The organism is Streptomyces sp. NK08204 (assembly GCF_020400585.1).
GTDB lineage: Bacteria > Actinomycetota > Actinomycetes > Streptomycetales > Streptomycetaceae > Streptomyces.
The window spans coordinates 209,986-227,076 of the sequence record NZ_JAINVF010000011.1 but is presented as its reverse complement, the minus strand read 5'-3'; the positions used below and the strand labels follow the sequence as shown (position 1 = coordinate 227,076).

Below are 17,091 nucleotides of genomic sequence, written 5' to 3'. Positions count from 1 at the left end.
GTCGATCACCTCGGTCCGGGTGGTCTCCCGGCTGCGGGAAATCGGGTTGAGCGTCGGCCTCCAGCAGATCGTGCGGCACCCGACGGTGGCCGAGCTGGCGGCTGCGCTGGACGCCCCGCAGGCGGCGTCGGCCGGGCTGGTGGTGCTCCTGTCGTCCGTGGCGGACCCGGAACTGCCCGTCCTGTTCTGTGTGCACCCGGGCGGCGGCAGCACCCACCCCTACCGGGTGCTCGCACGGCGCCTGACGGGCATGTTCACCGTGTACGGCGTCCAGGCACCGGGACTGAACGCGGACGAGACGCCGCTCGTCGGAATCGAGTCCATCGCGGACCGGTACTGGCGGGAGATCCGCCGGGTGCAGCCCACGGGCCCGTGCACCATCCTCGGATGGTCGACCGGCGCGGTGATCGCGCACGCGATGGGCGTGCGGGCGCCTGATGAGGTGGCCGGCCTGTTCCTGCTGGAGCCGGCGGTGACCGGCGAGGACCAGCGAGCCCGCTTCCAGCGGCACGCCGAGGTGTACCGCCGGGTGAACACGCTGTGGCACCGCGGTCAGGACGAGCACGGTGCCGAACGGTCCGCCACACAGCGGGAGTTGCAGCGTCTGGCACCGGAGATGAACCTCGACGAGGATCTGGTCACGCTCGACGAGTGGCTGCCCTATGCGGTGCTGGAGGCCGAGGTCCGCTCGCTCGCCGCCTACCGGCCGGGTCGCTCGGTGGCCAGGGCGACGCTGTTCGTCAGCGACACGGTGCGCGACGGCAGCGGCGACGAGGTGCCGGAGGCCCGGTACATCGCCCACTGGCGCGGGCTGTACCCGGCGGGTCTGGCCCAGCGGGCGATGCCGGGTCGCCACATGGAGATGGTCAGGGGCGACGAGCAACTCGACATCGTGGCCTCCGCGTTGCGTGAGGCCGTGCCGGCCGGCGTCGCCGACCGGGGACGGGACCTGCTGCCGGCCTGACGGGGACCGTCGGCGGGACACCGGAGCCCACGGAGCCGACGAGAGGCCCGGACCGGCGGCCGGATGCTGTTGATCGATTCGGGCCCGAGCATGACGTCGGCCCTCAAGACCTGGTTTGGTCTTGGGGGCCGACGTTGTCGTACGGGGTCGGTGCCGGAGCCGGTGCCGGTGCAGCCGAAGGGGCCGGGGAGATCCCGGCGGAGACGGTGCGGGTGGCGCGGGCCGCGTTCCCGAGGGGGAGCCTGGCGATCCGGATCCGGGACGAGCTGGGCCGCTGTTCGCCGACGGGCAGTTCGCGGACACACCACCGGCCCGCACCCGCATCAGCCACGTCACCCACTTCGCCCTGCACGTGGCGGGCCCCTCGCCCTGTCCGTGGCTCGCCCTCGTCCGGTCCGTACGCTCGCCCTCGTCCGGTCCGTACGCTCGGCCTTGTCGTGTGCGTACGCTCAGCCCGGTGGCCGCGTCAGGGGCCGCGGCCCGTGCGGTCGGCCTTTGGCGGCACGGGGTTCACAGCCCCGGGCTCCCGCTGCCCCGGGCCCCGCCCACGGTGACGTCTCGAAGCCCTCCCACCAGCGGGGCCGGCCCCTCCCACCCCGTCCCGGCGCACACGGTGACGCCCCGGCCTCGTGTTCCCATCGAGGTGCTCGGTGGGAACACGAGACCGGGGCGTCGGGGGACGCGGCCGGTGCCGCCTGGCTCACCAGCGTTTCAGCTCGGGGAAGAACCCCCGTATCTCGGTGGCGCGGCCGGTGCGCAGGGCGGTCCGGTAGATGTGGTAGCCGACGGCCAGGTCGAGGACGCCGAGGCCGAACGGGGAGAAGACGGTGGGACGGTCCTGATCGAGGGTCACGTCGCCGCGCAGGACGTCGGCCAGCGTGCCGTCGATGAAGTCGCGCGTGCCGTACTCCGTCTCCGTCAGGTGGGGCGAGGTCTGCGCGGTGAGGCAGTGGTCGATGTCGTCCAGGACGTTGTGACACTTGATCATGACGGTGGGGTGGATGTCGCGCAGGGACAGGTTCAGGATGAGCTGGCCCGGCAGGAGGGTCTGTCCGTCCGCCAGCCAGGGCGCCGGCGCGGTGGTGGCGAGGACGACCAGGTCGGCGGTGGCCAGGGCCGCGTCGATCTGCCCCACCGTGCGGGTCTGCCAGCCGTGGGTGTCGGCGGCGTAGGCGGCGAAGGTCTCCGCGTACGCGTCGACGTGGTCGTGGACCAGGCATGCGCGGACGTTGGTGCCGCGGGCCGCGAGGAAGTCGGAGACGGTCCGGCCGATGACGCCGGCGCCGACGAAGAGCACCGTTTTCGGGCTGTCGCCGTCGGCGAGGGTCTCCACGGCGAGCGCGGCGGACGCCGCGGTGCGAGCGGCGCTGATGCCGGACGCCTCCAGACAGGCGAACGGGTAGCCGGTCTCGGCGTCGTTCAGCACCAGGACGGCGGAGGCCCGCGGCAGGTTCTGGCGCACGTTCTGCGGGTAGCTGGCGATCCACTTGAGGCCGGAGACCGGTGTGTCGCCGCCGAGGTGGGCGGGGAGGGCGATGATCCGGGCGCCGGGATCGTGCGGGAAGCGCAGGAAGTGGCTGTTGGGGTTCACTGTGTCCCCACGGCCGTGCTGGAGGTAGGTGTCCCGCACGATCTCCAGGACGTCCGACGGCGCGGAGCTGATGACATCCTGGGCGACGGAGCCGTCGATCACGTGGAAGGTCGACATCGGTGGTTGCCTTTCGCGGCTGGACGGAGCTGGTTGACGGGCAGGGCGGGGGAGTGGGCGGGATCAGGTGAGGACGCCGAAGTTCCGCTCGACCCAGTCGTCGTTGTAGACCGTGCCGAGGTAGCGCTCGCCGAGGTCGGGAGAGATCGCGGCGATGCGGGAGCCGGCCGGGATGGTGTCGGCCCGGCGGCGGACGGCGGCCAGGATCGAGCCGGTGGAGCCGCCGGTGAGCAGACCGTGGGTGCGGGCCAGCAGCCGGCACTCGCGTATGGCGTCCTCCTCGGCGACCAGTACCACGTCGTCGGCGAGGCCGGGTTCGAACAGCTCGGGGGTACGGCTGGCGCCCAGTCCGGGGATGCGCCGCGGGCCGGGTGCGGCGCCGAGGATGACGGAGCCGAGGGCGTCGACGGCGACGATCCGCGTGTGCGGCGAGAATTCGCGCAGGAACTGCGCGCAGCCGACGAACGTGCCGGTGGAGCCGACGCCGATGAACAGGTAGTCGAGGTGCTGGACCTCCTTGAGCAGGGTGCGCGCCGTCTGTTCGTAGTGGGCCCGCGGGTTGGCCGGGTTGGCGTACTGGTTGAGCCAGACCACGGACGGGTCCGCCGCGATGTGGCGCCGGATGTGGGCGATGCGGGACTGGAGGAAGCCGCCGTTGGCGTCGACGGTGTCGACGACGACCACCTCGGCCCCCAGGGCACGCATGTGACCGATGCTGGTGGCGTTGGTGTTCGGGTCGACGACGCAGGTGAAGCGGTAGCCCTTGGTGGCGCAGATGGAGCTGAGGGCGATACCGAGGTTTCCGGAGGAGGACTCGATGACGCGGGCGCCCGGCGTGAGGACACCGCGGTGCTCCGCGTCCTCGATGAGGCTCAGCGCGGTCTTGAGCTTGACGGAGCCGGCCGGGTTGAGGCCCTCGATCTTCAGGAAGACGTCCGAGCCGGGCACCAGCCGGGGCAGCAGGACGAAGACGTCGTCGGTGACCAGCTCGTAGGTGTGCTCGTAGATCATGACCGGGGCTCCCACAGGTCTTCGGGGCCGGTCTCCTGCGCCGCGTAGCGGCCCAGCGCGCTGACGGCCATGCGCAGTTCCAGTGCCATGGCCTCCAGCAGACGTTCGAGTCCGTGCTCGGGGTCCTCGTCGGCGGCGATCAGGGCGGCGCGGCCGAGACCGACGCCGCGGGCGCCGAGGGCGAGCAGCTTCACGGCACGGATGCCGTCCCAGACGCGTCCGCTGGCGAGGAGGGTCCGGCCGGCGGGGTCGACACGGCGCAGGCATTCGGCGAGGGGCAGTCCGACGTGGCCGAGGAAGCCGGTCGGGGCCCAGCCGGTGCCGCCCTCGGCGCCGTCGACGGCGACGGCGTCGGCGCCGGCGTCCCAGGCGACGGCGGCGGCGTGGCCGACGTCGCGGCCGGGGAAGAGCTTCACCCAGCAGCGGGCGCGCGGGTAGTTGTTGCGCATGAGCTGGATCTGCCGGCGGAAGATCTCGTCGGTGAAGGTGCCGGGGCTCGCGCAGCGCAGGATCGAGGAGGTGCCGGGGCCGAGCCGTTCGACGGCGTACTGTCCGGCGAGGTCGGCCGCGACCGCCTCGCTGATCATGGTGAGGCCGCCGAGGCCGGGCTTGGCGCCCTGGCCGACCTTGAGTTCGAAGCCGAGGCGGCCGGAGGTGAGGAGCTCGGTGACGGCGGGGTCGCTGTAGACGTGGTTCCACACCTCGGAGTCGGCGTCCTCGGTGCTCTGCTGGACACAGATGCCGCCGACGCCGTCGGGGAGTTCCTCGCAGTAGGCCTGGATGCGTTCCAGCAGGCCCTTGCGGTGGCCGTCGCCGCCCGCACGGAAGCCGTTCATGGGGGCGACGTTCTCGCCGATCACCATGGGGATGCCGAGCCGTCCGGCCTGGCGGCTGAGGGCGAGGCTGGTGCCGGCGACACGGGTGGAACCGAGCGCCGACAGGTAGACCGGGAGCGGGGCGGCGAAGCCGCCGAGGGCGGTGTCGAGGCGGACGTCGGAGTAAAGGGGTTCGCGGCCCAGGTCGATGAGCTTGGCGAGGCGGCCCGGCATGAAGACGGGCGGGGCCAGGCGCAGCGCGTCGATCTCGTCGCCGGCGGGTTCGGGGGCGGCACCGAAGACGGCGGTGCCGTAGCTGTCCAGGGGTGGGAAGACGGCGGCGGCGCCGTCGCGGGCCCGGGCGCGGACGGTGTCCTCGGGCACGCCGGGTGCGGTCAGCTGGATCACGGCGACACGACCCCCGCGATCTTCGGGAAGGCGGTGGTCCGCCAGGCGGAGTCCAGGCCGGTGACCCAGCGGGTCAGGCGCTCCAGGCCGATGCCGAAGCCCGCGCTGCTGGGGATGCCGTGCCGGGCGACGTCGAGGTACCAGGCGTACTTGGAGGGGTTCTCGCCGGTCTCCCGCATCCGGGTGACCAGGGCCGCGTAGTCGTACTCGCGTTCGCTGCCGCTGCACAGTTCGCCGCAGCCCTCGGGGGCGATGAGGTCGAAGTTGAGCAGGGTGCCGGGCTCGGTGGGGCTCTCCTTGTCGTAGAAGCCGCGGGAGCCCTTGGGGTAGCCGACGATGAAGAACGGGGCGTCGGCCTGGCGGGAGATGCGCTCCTCGGCCTCCCACTCGATCTCGGTGCCGGCGGCCTGCGGGTAGCCGTCGCGGCGCAGGCCGTCGACGACCTCGCCGTGCGGGACACGGGCGAACGGCCGGGCCACGTAGCGGCGCAGGGCGTCGGGGTCGCGGCCGAGGACGGCGAGGTCATCGCCGCACTCGTCGACGGCGGTGGTCACGGCGTGGCGGACCAGCTGCTCGGCGACGTCCATGGCGTCGTCGCGGGTGGCGCCCGCGTACTCGACGTCGATCTGCCGGAACTCGGCGAGGTGGCGGTGGGTGGTGCTGGTCTCGACGGGTTCGAGGCGGACGTTGGGCGCGACGAGGAAGATGCGGTCGAACGCCAGCAGCGAGGCCTGCTTGTAGAGGATGGCGCTGGTCATCAGCTTGTAGCGGTGGCCGTAGTAGTCGACGTCGACCTGCTTGGCGCCGCGCGAACCCGGGTCGGTGACGGGGCCGATGACCGGATGGGCCATCTCCACCGCGCCGTCGGAGCGCAGGACGGCGCGGGCACCGGCCACGAGTGCCTGCTGGATGCGCAGGGCGGCGCGGGTGCGCGGGTCGCGCAGGTGTTCCAGCGGCGAGGGCAGTGCGGGGGCCTCGGGTACCGGCGGGAGATCCATCTGGAGTGTCATGTCTGTCGTGTCCTGTCGTTGTCGGTCGGGGTGGCCGGCCACCGGCCACCGGTGCGCAGGGGCGCCGGGGCGGGGGCCGCTCGGGTCAGCTCGCCCTGCCGAGGCGGGCGGCGGGGTCGTCGTAGCGGTTCTTGACGTGGGTGAGCGCGTGCAGCAGTCCGGAGGAGGTCAGTCGCCGCGACGGCTGAGCGGCGGTGCGCCGGCCGAGCGGCAGCGATCCGGTGCGGGACCACTCCAGCCGGCCGCGGTCGGAGATGAAGCTGCGGGTGCGCCCCGCGTTGTCGGGGTGCAGGCAGAAGGGGACGTCGAGGTAGCCGTGGGCGAAGGCGCGGATCAGGGCCTGGCCGAGGTCGTCGTGCAGGTGCAGGACGGCCTCGACGAGGGAGCGGGCCTCCGCCTCGACGCCGGTGGACGGCGGCGGTGCGGCCGGCCGCACGGTGCGGGCGGCGGTGGCGGCGGTCTCCAGCGCGGTGACGTTCTCCTCGACGGAGGGGATGCGCGCCGACTCCGCCGGCGTCTTGACGATGAGCCGGGCGGCGCCGGTGCGCACGGCGAGCCGGGCGGCGTCAGCGACGAGCCGCAGCGCACCGGACCGGGTCTCCGGGTAGACGCCCATGTACGCGTAGACCACCACGTGCCAGGAGGTCTCCGAAAGGTGGTCGGTGGCGAGGGCGCGCAGTGCGTGGACGGCCTCCTCGTCCTGTTCGGAGCTGGTCTGCTGCGCGTAACTGAGGGAGACGCTGCGCAGGCCGTGCCGGGCGAAGAACATGCCTTCCAGGACGGAGAGGGCGACGAGCAGGGAGGGCGGGCAGAGCTGGCCCAGCATGCAGCCGCCGAAGGTCTCCAGGTGCGGTTCGATGCCGGTCTCGCGCAGGGCGGCGAGCCTGCGGCACGCCTCGGCCCAGGCGCGGACCGAGGTGGCCAGCGGGGTGCGGCCGTAGGGCAGGCAGTAGGAGACGGGGCCGCCCTCGGTGGCGTCGAGCCCGGCGGCGATGAGGGCTTCGACGATCCGGCCGGGCCGCGCGGAGCCGTGCCGTACCTGGACGGGGAAGCCGGGTCCGTGGACGCCGTCGAGGAGACCGGTGGTGGTTTCGAGGGGCATGCTGACCAGCGGATAGCCGTTGAGGTGGTGGCCCTGGGCGACGGCGCGGGCGGCGGCGGCGTAGTCGCCGACGCGGGTGAAGCTGTCCAGGGTGAGGGTGCCGACGGTGGTGGCGTCGGCGGCACGGGTGGCGATCAGGCCCGTACGCATCCGGGCGGGGTCGGCGAAGCCCATGCGGGGCTGCACGACGAGGCGGCCGGTCCGGGCGGCGTCGGTGACGAAGCGGTGGAAGGCGCCGCCGGTGGGGGCGGGGTCAGCGGACGGCATCGGCGTGGGACCTTCCGTGCCGGTGCTCGGGCAGGGAATCGAGCAGGGCGAGCAGTCCGGGGACGGCGTTCGCGCCGGTCAGGACGGCGTCGAAGCCGGCGTCGGTGAGGGAGGTGTGGACGCTCGGGGCAGTGGTGCCCGAAGTGTCCAGCTTGCCTCCGACGACGAGCGGCACCTCGGCCAGCGCAGGCACGGCGCGCACCGCGCGGGCCAGGCCCGGGGCCTCCTCGGCGCCGTGCCCGTTGACGGTGCTGACGACGATGAGGTCGGGAGCCCGGGCCGTGGCCTCCTCGACGAGGACGCCGACCGGGACGCACGCGCCGAGATTGGTGACCTCCCAGCCCTGTTCCTCGAGCAGCAGTTGCAGGAAGAGCAGGTTCCAGGTGTGTGAGTCCGAGGCGATGGTGGTCAGGACGGCGTGGCGCGGGCTGTACGGGGGCTGGCGATGCGGGTACACGACCGGCTTTTCCTCTCGACACCGTGATGGGGCCGCGACCACTGCGATCGGGCCGGGTGCCCGTGAAGACGCCCCCCGTCGGGGCGTCCGGGCTGTCCACTCGTGACGCCGTCCATGGTGTCCAGCGTTGGATCGTGGGCGGCACTGGGCAGTTGTGGCCACCCCACGGGGCGTCATTTGTGCCCACTGGGTACGCCCGCCCGCGCGTCCTAGCGTGCTCGTCGTGGACTTCGGTGCCGGCGGCCGCGGTTTCGTCGGCAGCGTGGTCCCCGGCCCGGCTGGAGGCGCCCCGCCCCGCCTTCGGCCGGGCGTCGCACGACGTGCCGCCCGTGAACCGCTCGAACGGCTCGAACCGCTTGTACCGCTGACGTTGTCCTGACGATGGGGAGTGAACGGTGGCTGATCACCAGCTGGAGGAGTGGCGGCACGCGCTGGCGGGCCTGGAGCCACTGGAACTGCCGTCCGACCGCAGGCCGTCGGAGGACGGCCCGGGCCCCGCGGACCGGGTCGCCTTCGACGTGCCCGCCCGGACCGCCGGCGCGCTGGCCGCGCTGGCCCGCGACCGGGGCGTGGAACTGCCCGCTGTCCTGCTGACGGTGTTCCACACGCTGCTGGCGCGGCACGCCGGCCGGGACGACGTCCCGGTGGGGCTGCCGGCGGACGGCGGGCGGGACGCGGACACGGCGACCGTGGTGCGAGGTGCGGTCGGCGACCCGGCGTTCACCGAGGCGCTTGCGCAGGTCGCGCGGGGCATGGCGGACGCCGCCGGCCGCGGTCCGGTGCCGATCGCGGCGCTCGCGGACGCGGCCGGCGGCGCGTCGGCCGCAGCGGCGTGGTTCGCGTGGCGCACGGCCGGCCGGGAGGCAGCCGTGTTCCCGCCGGACGCGCACATCACCCTGGAGGTCGTCGCGGCCGACGGCGGGCTGAGCGGTGCCCTCGGCTACCGGACCGATCTGTTCGAACGGGCCACGGCGGAGCGGATGGCGGGGCACCTCGCGATGCTCGCGCGTTCCGCCGCCGACGCGCCCGGGGAGCCGCTCAGCGCGCTGGAGATGCTGACGGAGCAGGAGCGGCACCGGATCCTGACCGAGTGGAACGGGCCGCGGTCGGCGTTCCCGGACACCGCGACCGTGCACCAGCTGGTGGAGCAGCGGGCCGCGCTCCAGCCCGACGCGGTGGCCCTGGAGTACGGCGGGCAGCGGCTGACCTACCGGGAGCTGGACGAGCGGGCCGAGGGGCTGGCCCAGTACCTGGCGGAGCGGGGCGTCGGCCCCGGCGCGCTGGTCGCGGTGTGCCTGGACCACGGCCCGGACCTGGTGTGCGCGCTCCTCGGCGTGCTCAAGTCAGGTGCCGCCTATGTGCCGTTGGACCCGGCCTACCCGGCCGAGCGGCTGCGGTACATGGTCCAGGACAGCGCTGCCCCGGTGGTGGTGACACAGTCCGCGCACGCGGGCCTGTTCACGCCGGGCACCGCGCTGCTGCTGGCCGACCGGGAGTGGCCGGCCGCAACCGGCACCGCCCCGGCCGCCGCCGGCCCGGACGACGTGGCGTACGTCATCTACACCTCGGGTTCCACGGGCCGCCCCAAGGGTGTGCGGGTAGGGCACCGCGGTGTCGTCAACTACCTGCACTGGTGCGACCGGAACTACCCTCCGGCGCCCGGCGCGCGGATCGGTTCGCTGCTGTGCTCCTCGGCGGCGTTCGACCTGACGGTGACCGCGCTGTTCCTGCCGCTGGTGCAGGGGCTGTGCCTGGTGGTGCCGAGGCCGGAGCCGGGCCGCGGGGTGTTCGACGCGGCCGTGGACATCGTCGCGACCGGCGCCCCGATCAGCTTCCTGAAGGCGACACCCTCGCACCTGGAGCTGCTGACCGCCCGGCTGGAGCAGGACGGCGCCCGGCACGGCATCGCCACGGTGGTCGCCGGCGGCGAGGACCTGACACCCGCGCTGGCGCACCGGGTGCTGGCCCTCGGCACCGGGGACACGGCGATCGTCAACGAGTACGGGCCGACCGAAGCGACTGTCGGCAACGTCGTCAGCCGGACGGTCTCGGTGGACCCGGCGGCGGACCACGTGCCGATGGGCCGGGCGATCGACAACACCGAGGTGTACGTGGTCGGGGCGCACGGCGAGGTGCAGCCGGTCGGAGTCCCCGGCGAGCTGCTCGTCGGCGGTGTCAACGTGGCCCTCGGCTACCTGGGCCGGCCCGACCTGACGGCGCGGCGGTTCGTACCGCACCCGTTCTCCGCCGATCCCGAGGCCCGCGTGTACCGCACCGGCGACCTGGTGAAGTGGCTGCCGGACGGGCGGCTGGTCTACCTGGGCCGGATGGACGACCAGGTCAAGCTGCGCGGGCACCGCGTGGAACTCGGCGAGATCGAGAATGCCCTGCTGTCCCGGTCGGACGTCGCGGCGGCCACGGTCGTGGTCCGCGAGGACGCCCCGGGCGACAAGCGGCTGGTTGCGTACCTGGTGCCGGCCGGCGGCGCGGCCGTCGCCGTGGCCGGGCTGCGCGCGGCGCTGGCGCGGGAGCTGCCCGCGCACATGGTGCCCGCCCGGTACGTCGTGCTGGAGCGGCTGCCGCTCACCCCGAACGGCAAGGTGGACCGGCGGGCCCTGCCCGCGCCCGAGGGCCACCGCCCGGACGTCTCCGCAGCGTTCACCGCCCCGCGCACGCCCACCGAGCGGACCGTCGCCGGCATCTGGGCCGAGCTGCTGGGCGTCGACGCGGTCGGCGTGGACGACGACTTCTTCGAACTGGGTGGCCACTCCCTGCTGGCCGCCCGGGTCGCCTCCCGGCTGCGCCGGCACCTCGGGGTGGACGTGCCGCACCGGACGCTGTTCGACGCACCGACGCCGGCGCTGCTGGCGGCGGCCGTGGACGCGCTGGGCCCGGGCACCTCCGCCGCGATCCCGCGGGCGGACCGGTCGGCGGGTGCCCTGCCGCTGTCGTTCGCGCAGCAACGCCTCTGGTTCCTCGATCAGTTGGCACCGGGCCGGGCCGAGTACACGATCCCGGTGGGGCTGCGCGTCGAGGGGGACTTCGCACCGGACGCGTTCGGTGCCGCGCTGACAGCCCTGACCGCCCGGCACGAGATCCTGCGGACCCGGTTCGTCGCGGACGGCGCAGGACGCCCCTTCCAGGTCGTCGACGCCGCGCGGGAGGTGGCGGTGGACGTCCACGACGCCCGGCACCTCGGCGCCGGCGCCGCGCGGGAGATCCTGCGCGAGGCGGCGGGACGGCCCTTCGACCTGGCTGCCGGACCGCTGCTGCGCGCGGTGGCGGTGCGGGTGGCCGACACGGAGTGGCTGTTGCTGCTCGCGGTGCACCACATCGTCTCCGACGGCTGGTCGGAGGGCATCCTGGCCCGGGAGCTGGGCGAGTTGTACGGCGCGGCGGTGGCCGGCCGGCCCGCCACCCTGGCCCCCCTCGGCCTCCAGTACGCGGACTTCGCGAGCTGGCAGCGCGAGGTGCTGGACGGCCCGGCGCTGGACGAGCAGTCGGGGTACTGGCAGGAGCGGCTCGCCGGAGTGCAGCCGTTGGAACTCCCGGCCGACCACCGGCGGCCGGCCGAGCGGTCGGGCCGGGGCGGCACGGTGTCCTTCTCGGTGCCCGCCGACGTGGCCGGCGCGGCCCGGCGGCTGGCGGCGGCTCAGGGGGCGAGCCTGTTCATGTCGCTGCTGGCCGTGTTCCAGCTGCTGATGGCGAAGTACAGCGGCCAGGACGACATCGCGGTCGGCAGCCCGGTCGCCGGCCGCAACCGCGCCGAGACCGAGGACCTGATCGGCTTCTTCGTGAACACCCTCGTCCTGCGCACCGACCTGTCCGGCGACCCCGCCTTCACGGAGCTCCTGGACCGGGTGAAGGACACCGCGCTCGGCGCCTACGACCACCAGGACCTGCCCTTCGAACGCCTCGTGGAGGAACTCGCCCCCGACCGCGACCTGTCCCGCACCCCGCTGTTCCAGACGATGTTCGTGCTCCAGAACACCCCGGACGGCCACGCGTGGCGGCTGCCCGGAGCTGCCGTGGAGCCGTTTGCGGTCCGCGCCGAGGAGGCCAAGTTCGACCTGACCCTGTTCCTCACCGAGCGGCCCGACGGCTCGCTCCACGGCGATCTGGTGTTCGCCCTCGACCTGTTCGCCCCGGAGACGGCGGAGCGGCTGGCCCGGCACTTCACCACGCTGCTGCGCGCGGCGGTAGACGGCCCGGAACACCGGCTGTCCGAGCTGGAGGTGCTGACCGGTGCCGAGCGGCGCCGGGTGCTGACCGAGTGGAGCGGGACGGCACCCGCCGCCGACACCGGTGTCGAGGCCGGGGCGATGGTGCACCGGCTGGTCGAGGAGTGCGCCGCGCTGCGCCCGGAGACGACGGCGGTCCTCTCGGCCCGAGGCGAACTGACCTACCGGGAGCTGAACGAGCGGGCCAACCGGCTCGCCCGGCACCTGCGTTCCCGCGGAGCCGGTCCCGGGGCCGCGGTCGCCGTGTGCCTGGAACGCGGCCCCGAACAGATCACCGCGCTGCTCGCGGTCCTCAAATCCGGCGCCGCCTACGTTCCGCTGGACCCCGAGCACCCGGCCGACCGCCTCGCCTACATGGTCACGGACGCGCGGGCCGCGCTCGTCGTCACCGACAGCGCCCGGGCCGCGCGGCTGCCCGAGGAGCCCGGCCGGTTCCTCACCGACCGGGACTGGCCGTCCCTCGCGGACCTGCCGGCGCACGACCCCGAACCCGCGGCGGCCCCCGGCGACCTGGCGTACGTGATCTACACCAGCGGCTCCACCGGCCGGCCCAAGGGCGTCGAGATCGAGCACCGCAGCCTGGCCGGCCTGGTCCGCTGGACGACCGACACCTTCGGCGCGGCCCCGGGACGGCGTGTCGCGCTGCTGGCCGGGGTCGGCTTCGACGCGGCGGCGTGGGAGCTGTGGCCCGCGCTGGCGACCGGTGCCACCGTGTGCGTACCCGACGAAACGGTGCGGCTGACGCCGGCGCTGCTCCAGCGCTGGCTGACCGAGCGGCGGGTCACGGGCACCTTCGTCTCCACGCCGATGCTGGAGGCGCTGGCGGCCCTCGACTGGTCGGAGCCGACCTCCCTGGAGTACGTACTGACCGGGGGTGACGCGCTGCGCCTGCCGGCCGGGCTGTGCCTGCCCTTCCGCGTCGTCAACAACTACGGGCCGACCGAGTCGACGGTGGTGACGACCTCGGCCGAGGTCGTCCCCGGGACGGCTGTGCCGCCGATCGGCCGCCCGGTGCGCGGCACCTTCGTGTACGTCGTGGACCGGCACGGCCGACCGGTGCCGACCGGGGTGCCGGGCGAACTGCTCGTCGGCGGCGCCGGGCTGGCGCGCGGATACCGGGGACGACCGGGCCAGACGGCGCAGCGATTCGTGACCGCCGACGTCGACGGCACACCGCGCCGGGTCTACCGCACCGGGGACCGGGTGCGCTGGCTGGCCGACGGGCAACTGGAGTTCCTGGGACGGCTGGACGACCAGGTGAAGCTGCGCGGGCACCGCATCGAGCCCGGTGAGATCGAGGCGGTGCTGCTGGCCGGCCCCGACGTCGCCGCGGCCACCGTCGTCGTCCGCGAGGACGCCCCCGGCGACAAGCGGCTGGTCGCCTACGTCGTCCCGTCGGCGGACGGTACGGTGCGGAGCGAGGCCCTGCGCGGGCGGCTCCGCCGCGAACTGCCCGACTTCATGGTGCCGTCCGCGTTCGTGACGCTGGAGCGGCTGCCGCTCACCCCGAACGGCAAGGTGGACCGACGGGCGCTGCCCGTGCCGGAGCCCCGCGCGTCGGCGGCCGGCGGGCCGGCCCCTCGTACCGAGACGGAGCGCGTGATCGCGGCGGTCTGGTCCCAGGTGCTGGGCACCGAGGTCACCGGCGTGGACGACAACTTCTTCGAGCTCGGCGGCCACTCCCTGCTCGCCACCCAGGTGACGTCACGGCTGCGGGACGCACTGGGTGTGGAGGTGCCGGTGCGGGACCTGTTCGCGGCACCCACCGTCGCCGGGCTGGCCGCGGCCGTGGCGGAGCTGGCGGCGGACGGGACGGCCGGCGCGGAGCGGATCGCGGCGGCCGACCGGACCGGCGGACCGCTGCCGCTGAGCTTCGCCCAGCAGCGGCTGTGGTTCCTCGACCAGTTGGAACCCGGAAGCGCCGAGTACGCCGTGCCCTTCGCGCTGCGCCTCAGTGGCGCGCTGGACACCGCCGCCCTCGACGCGGCGGTGACCCGGTTGGTGGCGCGGCACGAGATCCTGCGCACACGCTTCCTCGCCGGGGAGGACGGCGAGCCGGCGCAGGTCGTCGATCCGCCGGCGCCGGTCCGCGCGGCCGTCCACGACCTGCGGCACATCGCCGACCCCGGGGAGCGGCAGGAGGAGGCACAGCGCTTCGCCCGCGCGGAGGCCGCCCGCCCGTTCGACCTCGCGGCGGGGCCGCTGCTGCGTGTGCACCTGGTGCGGCTGGCCGACGACGAGGCGCACCTTCTGCTGACGGTGCATCACATCGCCTGTGACGGCTGGTCGGAACCGGTCATGGCGCGCGAACTGCGGGAGGGCTACCGGGCGGCGACGACCGGCACTCTGCCCGAGGAGAGGAAACTGCCGGTGCAGTACGCGGACTTCTCCGTGTGGCAGCGACAGCGGCTCACCGGCGACGTGCTGGAGGGGCAGCTGGCCTACTGGCGGGAGCGGCTCGCCGGGGTGGAACCGCTGGAACTGCCCACCGACCGCCGCCGCCCCGCGGGGCGGCCCAGAGGCGGTGACACCGTGACGTTCGAGGTCAGCGCGGCGGTGGCCACCGGGCTGCGGAAGGCGGCCAGGAGCGGCGCCGCGAGCCTGTACATGGTGCTGCTGGCGGCCTTCCAGGTGCTGCTGGCCAAGTACGGCCGCCAGGACGACGTGACCGTCGGCAGCCCGGTCGCCGGCCGCAACCGCGCCGAGACCGAGGACCTGATCGGCTTCTTCGTCAACACCCTCGTCCTGCGCACCGACCTGTCCGGCGACCCCGCCTTCACCGAGCTCCTGGACCGGGTCAAGGACACCGCGCTCGGCGCCTACGACCACCAGGACCTGCCCTTCGAACGCCTCGTGGAGGAACTCGCCCCCGACCGTGATCCGTCCCGCAATCCCCTGTTCCAGACCATGTTCGTGCTCCAGAACACCCCCGACCAGCACGGCTGGAGCCTGCCCGGGCTGGACGTGGAGCCGTTCACGGTCACGCTGCCGGACGCCAAGTTCGACCTCACCCTGATGATGTCCGAGCACCCGGACGGCGGTCTGCGCGGCGCCCTGGAGTACCGGACGGACCTCTTCGAACGGGACACGGTCGCCCGGCTCGCCGACCACCTGGGCACACTGCTGGAGACGGTGGCCCGCGAGCCCGGGGCACGGCTGTCCCGGCTCTGCCTGCTCACTGCCGAGGAGCGGCGGCGGACGGTGGTCGAGTGGAACGACACCGCGACCGCCTTCCCGGACACCGCCACGCTGCACGGCCTGTTCGAGGAGTGGGCGGCACGGCAGCCGGACACGGTGGCCGTCGAGGGGCCGCAGGGCACGCTGACCTACGGCGAGCTGAACGCGCGCGCCAACCGGATCGCCCACCACCTGCGCACCCGCTACGGAGTACGGCCGGACATGCCGGTCGCAGTGTGCCTGGAGCGCGGCCCCGACCTGGTGACAGCCGTCCTGGGCGTCCTGAAGGCGGGGGTGCCGTACGTACCGATGGACCCGGACTATCCGGCGGAGCGGCTGGCGTACATGGTGCGGGACACCGCCACCCCGGTCGTCCTCACCGGCTCCGCGCACACCGGCCGGCTGCCCTCGGACGTACCCCTGCTGCTGCTCGACGAGGACACCGCGACGCTGGCCGGCGAGCCGGACACCGACCCGCCGCCGGTCGCCGCACCGCACCACCTCGCCTACCTGATCTACACCAGCGGTTCCACCGGCCGCCCCAAGGGCGTCCAGGTCGAGCACCGCAGCGTGGTCAATCTGGTGCACTGGACGGCGCGGGAGTACGGGCTGGAGCCCGGGCAGCGGATCGCGCTGCTGGCCGGGGTCGGCTTCGACGCGGCGGCGTGGGAGCTGTGGCTCGGCCTGACCCGCGGCGCGACCTGCTGCGTCACCACCGAGACCGTCCGGCTCACCCCGCACCTGCTGCGGGACTGGCTGTGCGAGCAGGGCGTCCATGCCACGTTCCTGTCCACCCCGATGCTGGAGGCTCTGGCGGCGCTGCCGTGGCCGGCGGACAGCACCCTCGACTACGTGCTGACCGGCGGCGACCGGCTGCGGATGCCGCCGCGGGCCCGGCTGCCGTTCCGCGTGGTCAACAACTACGGCCCCACCGAGACCACGATCATCGTCACCTCCACGGTGGTCGAACCCGGCGACGCGGTCCCGCCGATCGGCCGGCCCATCCCCAACGTCCTGACCTTCGTGGTGGACCAGCACGGCCGGCCGGTGCCGGTCGGGGTGCCCGGCGAACTCCTCGTCGGCGGCGTGCCGGTGGCCCGCGGCTACCGGGGCAGGCCGGAGCTGACCGAGGAGAGGTTCACCGCCTACGAGGCCGAAGGGCTGAGCACCCGGGTCTACCGCACCGGTGACCTGGTGCGGTGGCGGCCGGACGGGCAGCTGGAGTTCCTACGGCGGATCGACAACCAGGTGAAGATCCGCGGCAACCGCATCGAACTCGGCGAGATCGAGGCCACTTTGCTGACCCGTCCCGGCATCGCCGAGGTCAGTGTGGTCGTCCGCGAGGACACGCCCGGCGACAAGCGGCTCGTGGCGTACCTCGTGCCCACCGGCGCGGATGCGCCGAGCACGGCGGACCTACACGCCCACCTGAAGCGGTTCCTGCCCGACTACATGATCCCGGCGGCGTTCGTCACCCTGGAGCGGCTGCCGCTGACCGCCAACGGCAAGGTGGACCGGGCGGCCCTGCCGGCGCCGGACCACCAGCGGCCGGAGCTGGGGACGGAGTACACCGCACCGCGCAACTCCGTCGAGCGGGCCGTCACCACCGTGTGGCAGGAACTGCTCGGCATCGAGCGCGTCGGCGTGCACGACAACTTCTTCCAGCTGGGCGGGCACTCGCTGCTCGCCACACAGGTGGCCTCCCGGCTGCGGAAGGCGCTGCGGGTCGACGTGCCGGTGCGGGCCGTGTTCGACGCGCCCACCCCGGCGCAGCTCGCCCAGGTCATCGCCGACCTGATGATGGCGGCGATCACGGCGCAGTTCGCGCCGGCCGGGTGACCTCGCCCGGTGCCACGCCGTGAAGGGGCCGGACCTCGTCGCCGAGGTCCGGCCCCTTCACGGTGCGCCGTTCACGCCGGGCGCGGGACGGC

8 protein-coding genes and 1 pseudogene are annotated in these 17,091 nt (G+C 73.9%); 3 read left to right on the top strand and 6 right to left on the bottom strand.

Features of this window, described 5'->3' with window-relative positions; translation table 11 throughout:
* Both K7G59_RS19420 and K7G59_RS35370 read left to right on the top strand, forming a co-directional pair.
* On the top strand, positions 1 to 964 hold a 964-nt coding region (locus K7G59_RS19420; protein ID WP_263976490.1), incomplete at its 5' end, for an alpha/beta fold hydrolase.
* Between the two features lie 134 nt (positions 965 to 1,098).
* A pseudogene (locus tag K7G59_RS35370) lies at positions 1,099 to 1,286 on the top strand (hypothetical protein); the annotation flags it as partial.
* Between the two features lie 378 nt (positions 1,287 to 1,664).
* Here the strand turns inward: K7G59_RS35370 and sbnB are convergent.
* The 6 genes from sbnB to K7G59_RS19390 form a co-directional block, all read right to left on the bottom strand.
* Positions 1,665 to 2,672 carry a 2,3-diaminopropionate biosynthesis protein SbnB gene (gene sbnB / locus K7G59_RS19415; protein ID WP_225835923.1) on the bottom strand — a complete coding sequence of 336 codons (1,008 nt, stop codon included), beginning with the start codon at positions 2,670 to 2,672 and terminating at the stop codon, positions 1,665 to 1,667.
* Between the two features lie 63 nt (positions 2,673 to 2,735).
* Complete coding sequence (gene sbnA / locus K7G59_RS19410; protein WP_225835920.1) at positions 2,736 to 3,683, bottom strand: 2,3-diaminopropionate biosynthesis protein SbnA; 948 nt, start codon at positions 3,681 to 3,683, stop codon at positions 2,736 to 2,738.
* Positions 3,680 to 4,906 (bottom strand): glutamate synthase-related protein, encoded by a 1,227-nt coding sequence (locus tag K7G59_RS19405; protein WP_225835918.1) that lies wholly within the window; start codon positions 4,904 to 4,906, stop codon positions 3,680 to 3,682. Before K7G59_RS19405 ends, sbnA begins: the two co-directional genes overlap by 4 nt.
* The gene (locus K7G59_RS19400) at positions 4,903 to 5,916 is read right to left on the bottom strand and encodes an asparagine synthetase A (protein WP_225835912.1); all 1,014 of its coding nucleotides are present in this window, start codon (positions 5,914 to 5,916) and stop codon (positions 4,903 to 4,905) included. Before K7G59_RS19400 ends, K7G59_RS19405 begins: the two co-directional genes overlap by 4 nt.
* Before the next feature lie 85 nt (positions 5,917 to 6,001).
* On the bottom strand, positions 6,002 to 7,285 hold the full coding sequence (locus K7G59_RS19395) for a methylaspartate mutase (RefSeq protein WP_225835910.1): 1,284 nt from the start codon (positions 7,283 to 7,285) through the stop codon (positions 6,002 to 6,004).
* The gene (locus K7G59_RS19390) at positions 7,272 to 7,742 is read right to left on the bottom strand and encodes a cobalamin B12-binding domain-containing protein (protein WP_225835908.1); all 471 of its coding nucleotides are present in this window, start codon (positions 7,740 to 7,742) and stop codon (positions 7,272 to 7,274) included. The genes K7G59_RS19395 and K7G59_RS19390 overlap by 14 nt, the downstream gene beginning before the upstream one ends.
* Before the next feature lie 395 nt (positions 7,743 to 8,137).
* On the opposite strand from K7G59_RS19390, the gene K7G59_RS19385 reads away from it, so the two are divergent.
* The gene (locus tag K7G59_RS19385) at positions 8,138 to 16,999 is read left to right on the top strand and encodes a non-ribosomal peptide synthetase (protein ID WP_225835905.1); all 8,862 of its coding nucleotides are present in this window, start codon (positions 8,138 to 8,140) and stop codon (positions 16,997 to 16,999) included.
* Positions 17,000 to 17,091 lie beyond the last annotated feature (92 nt).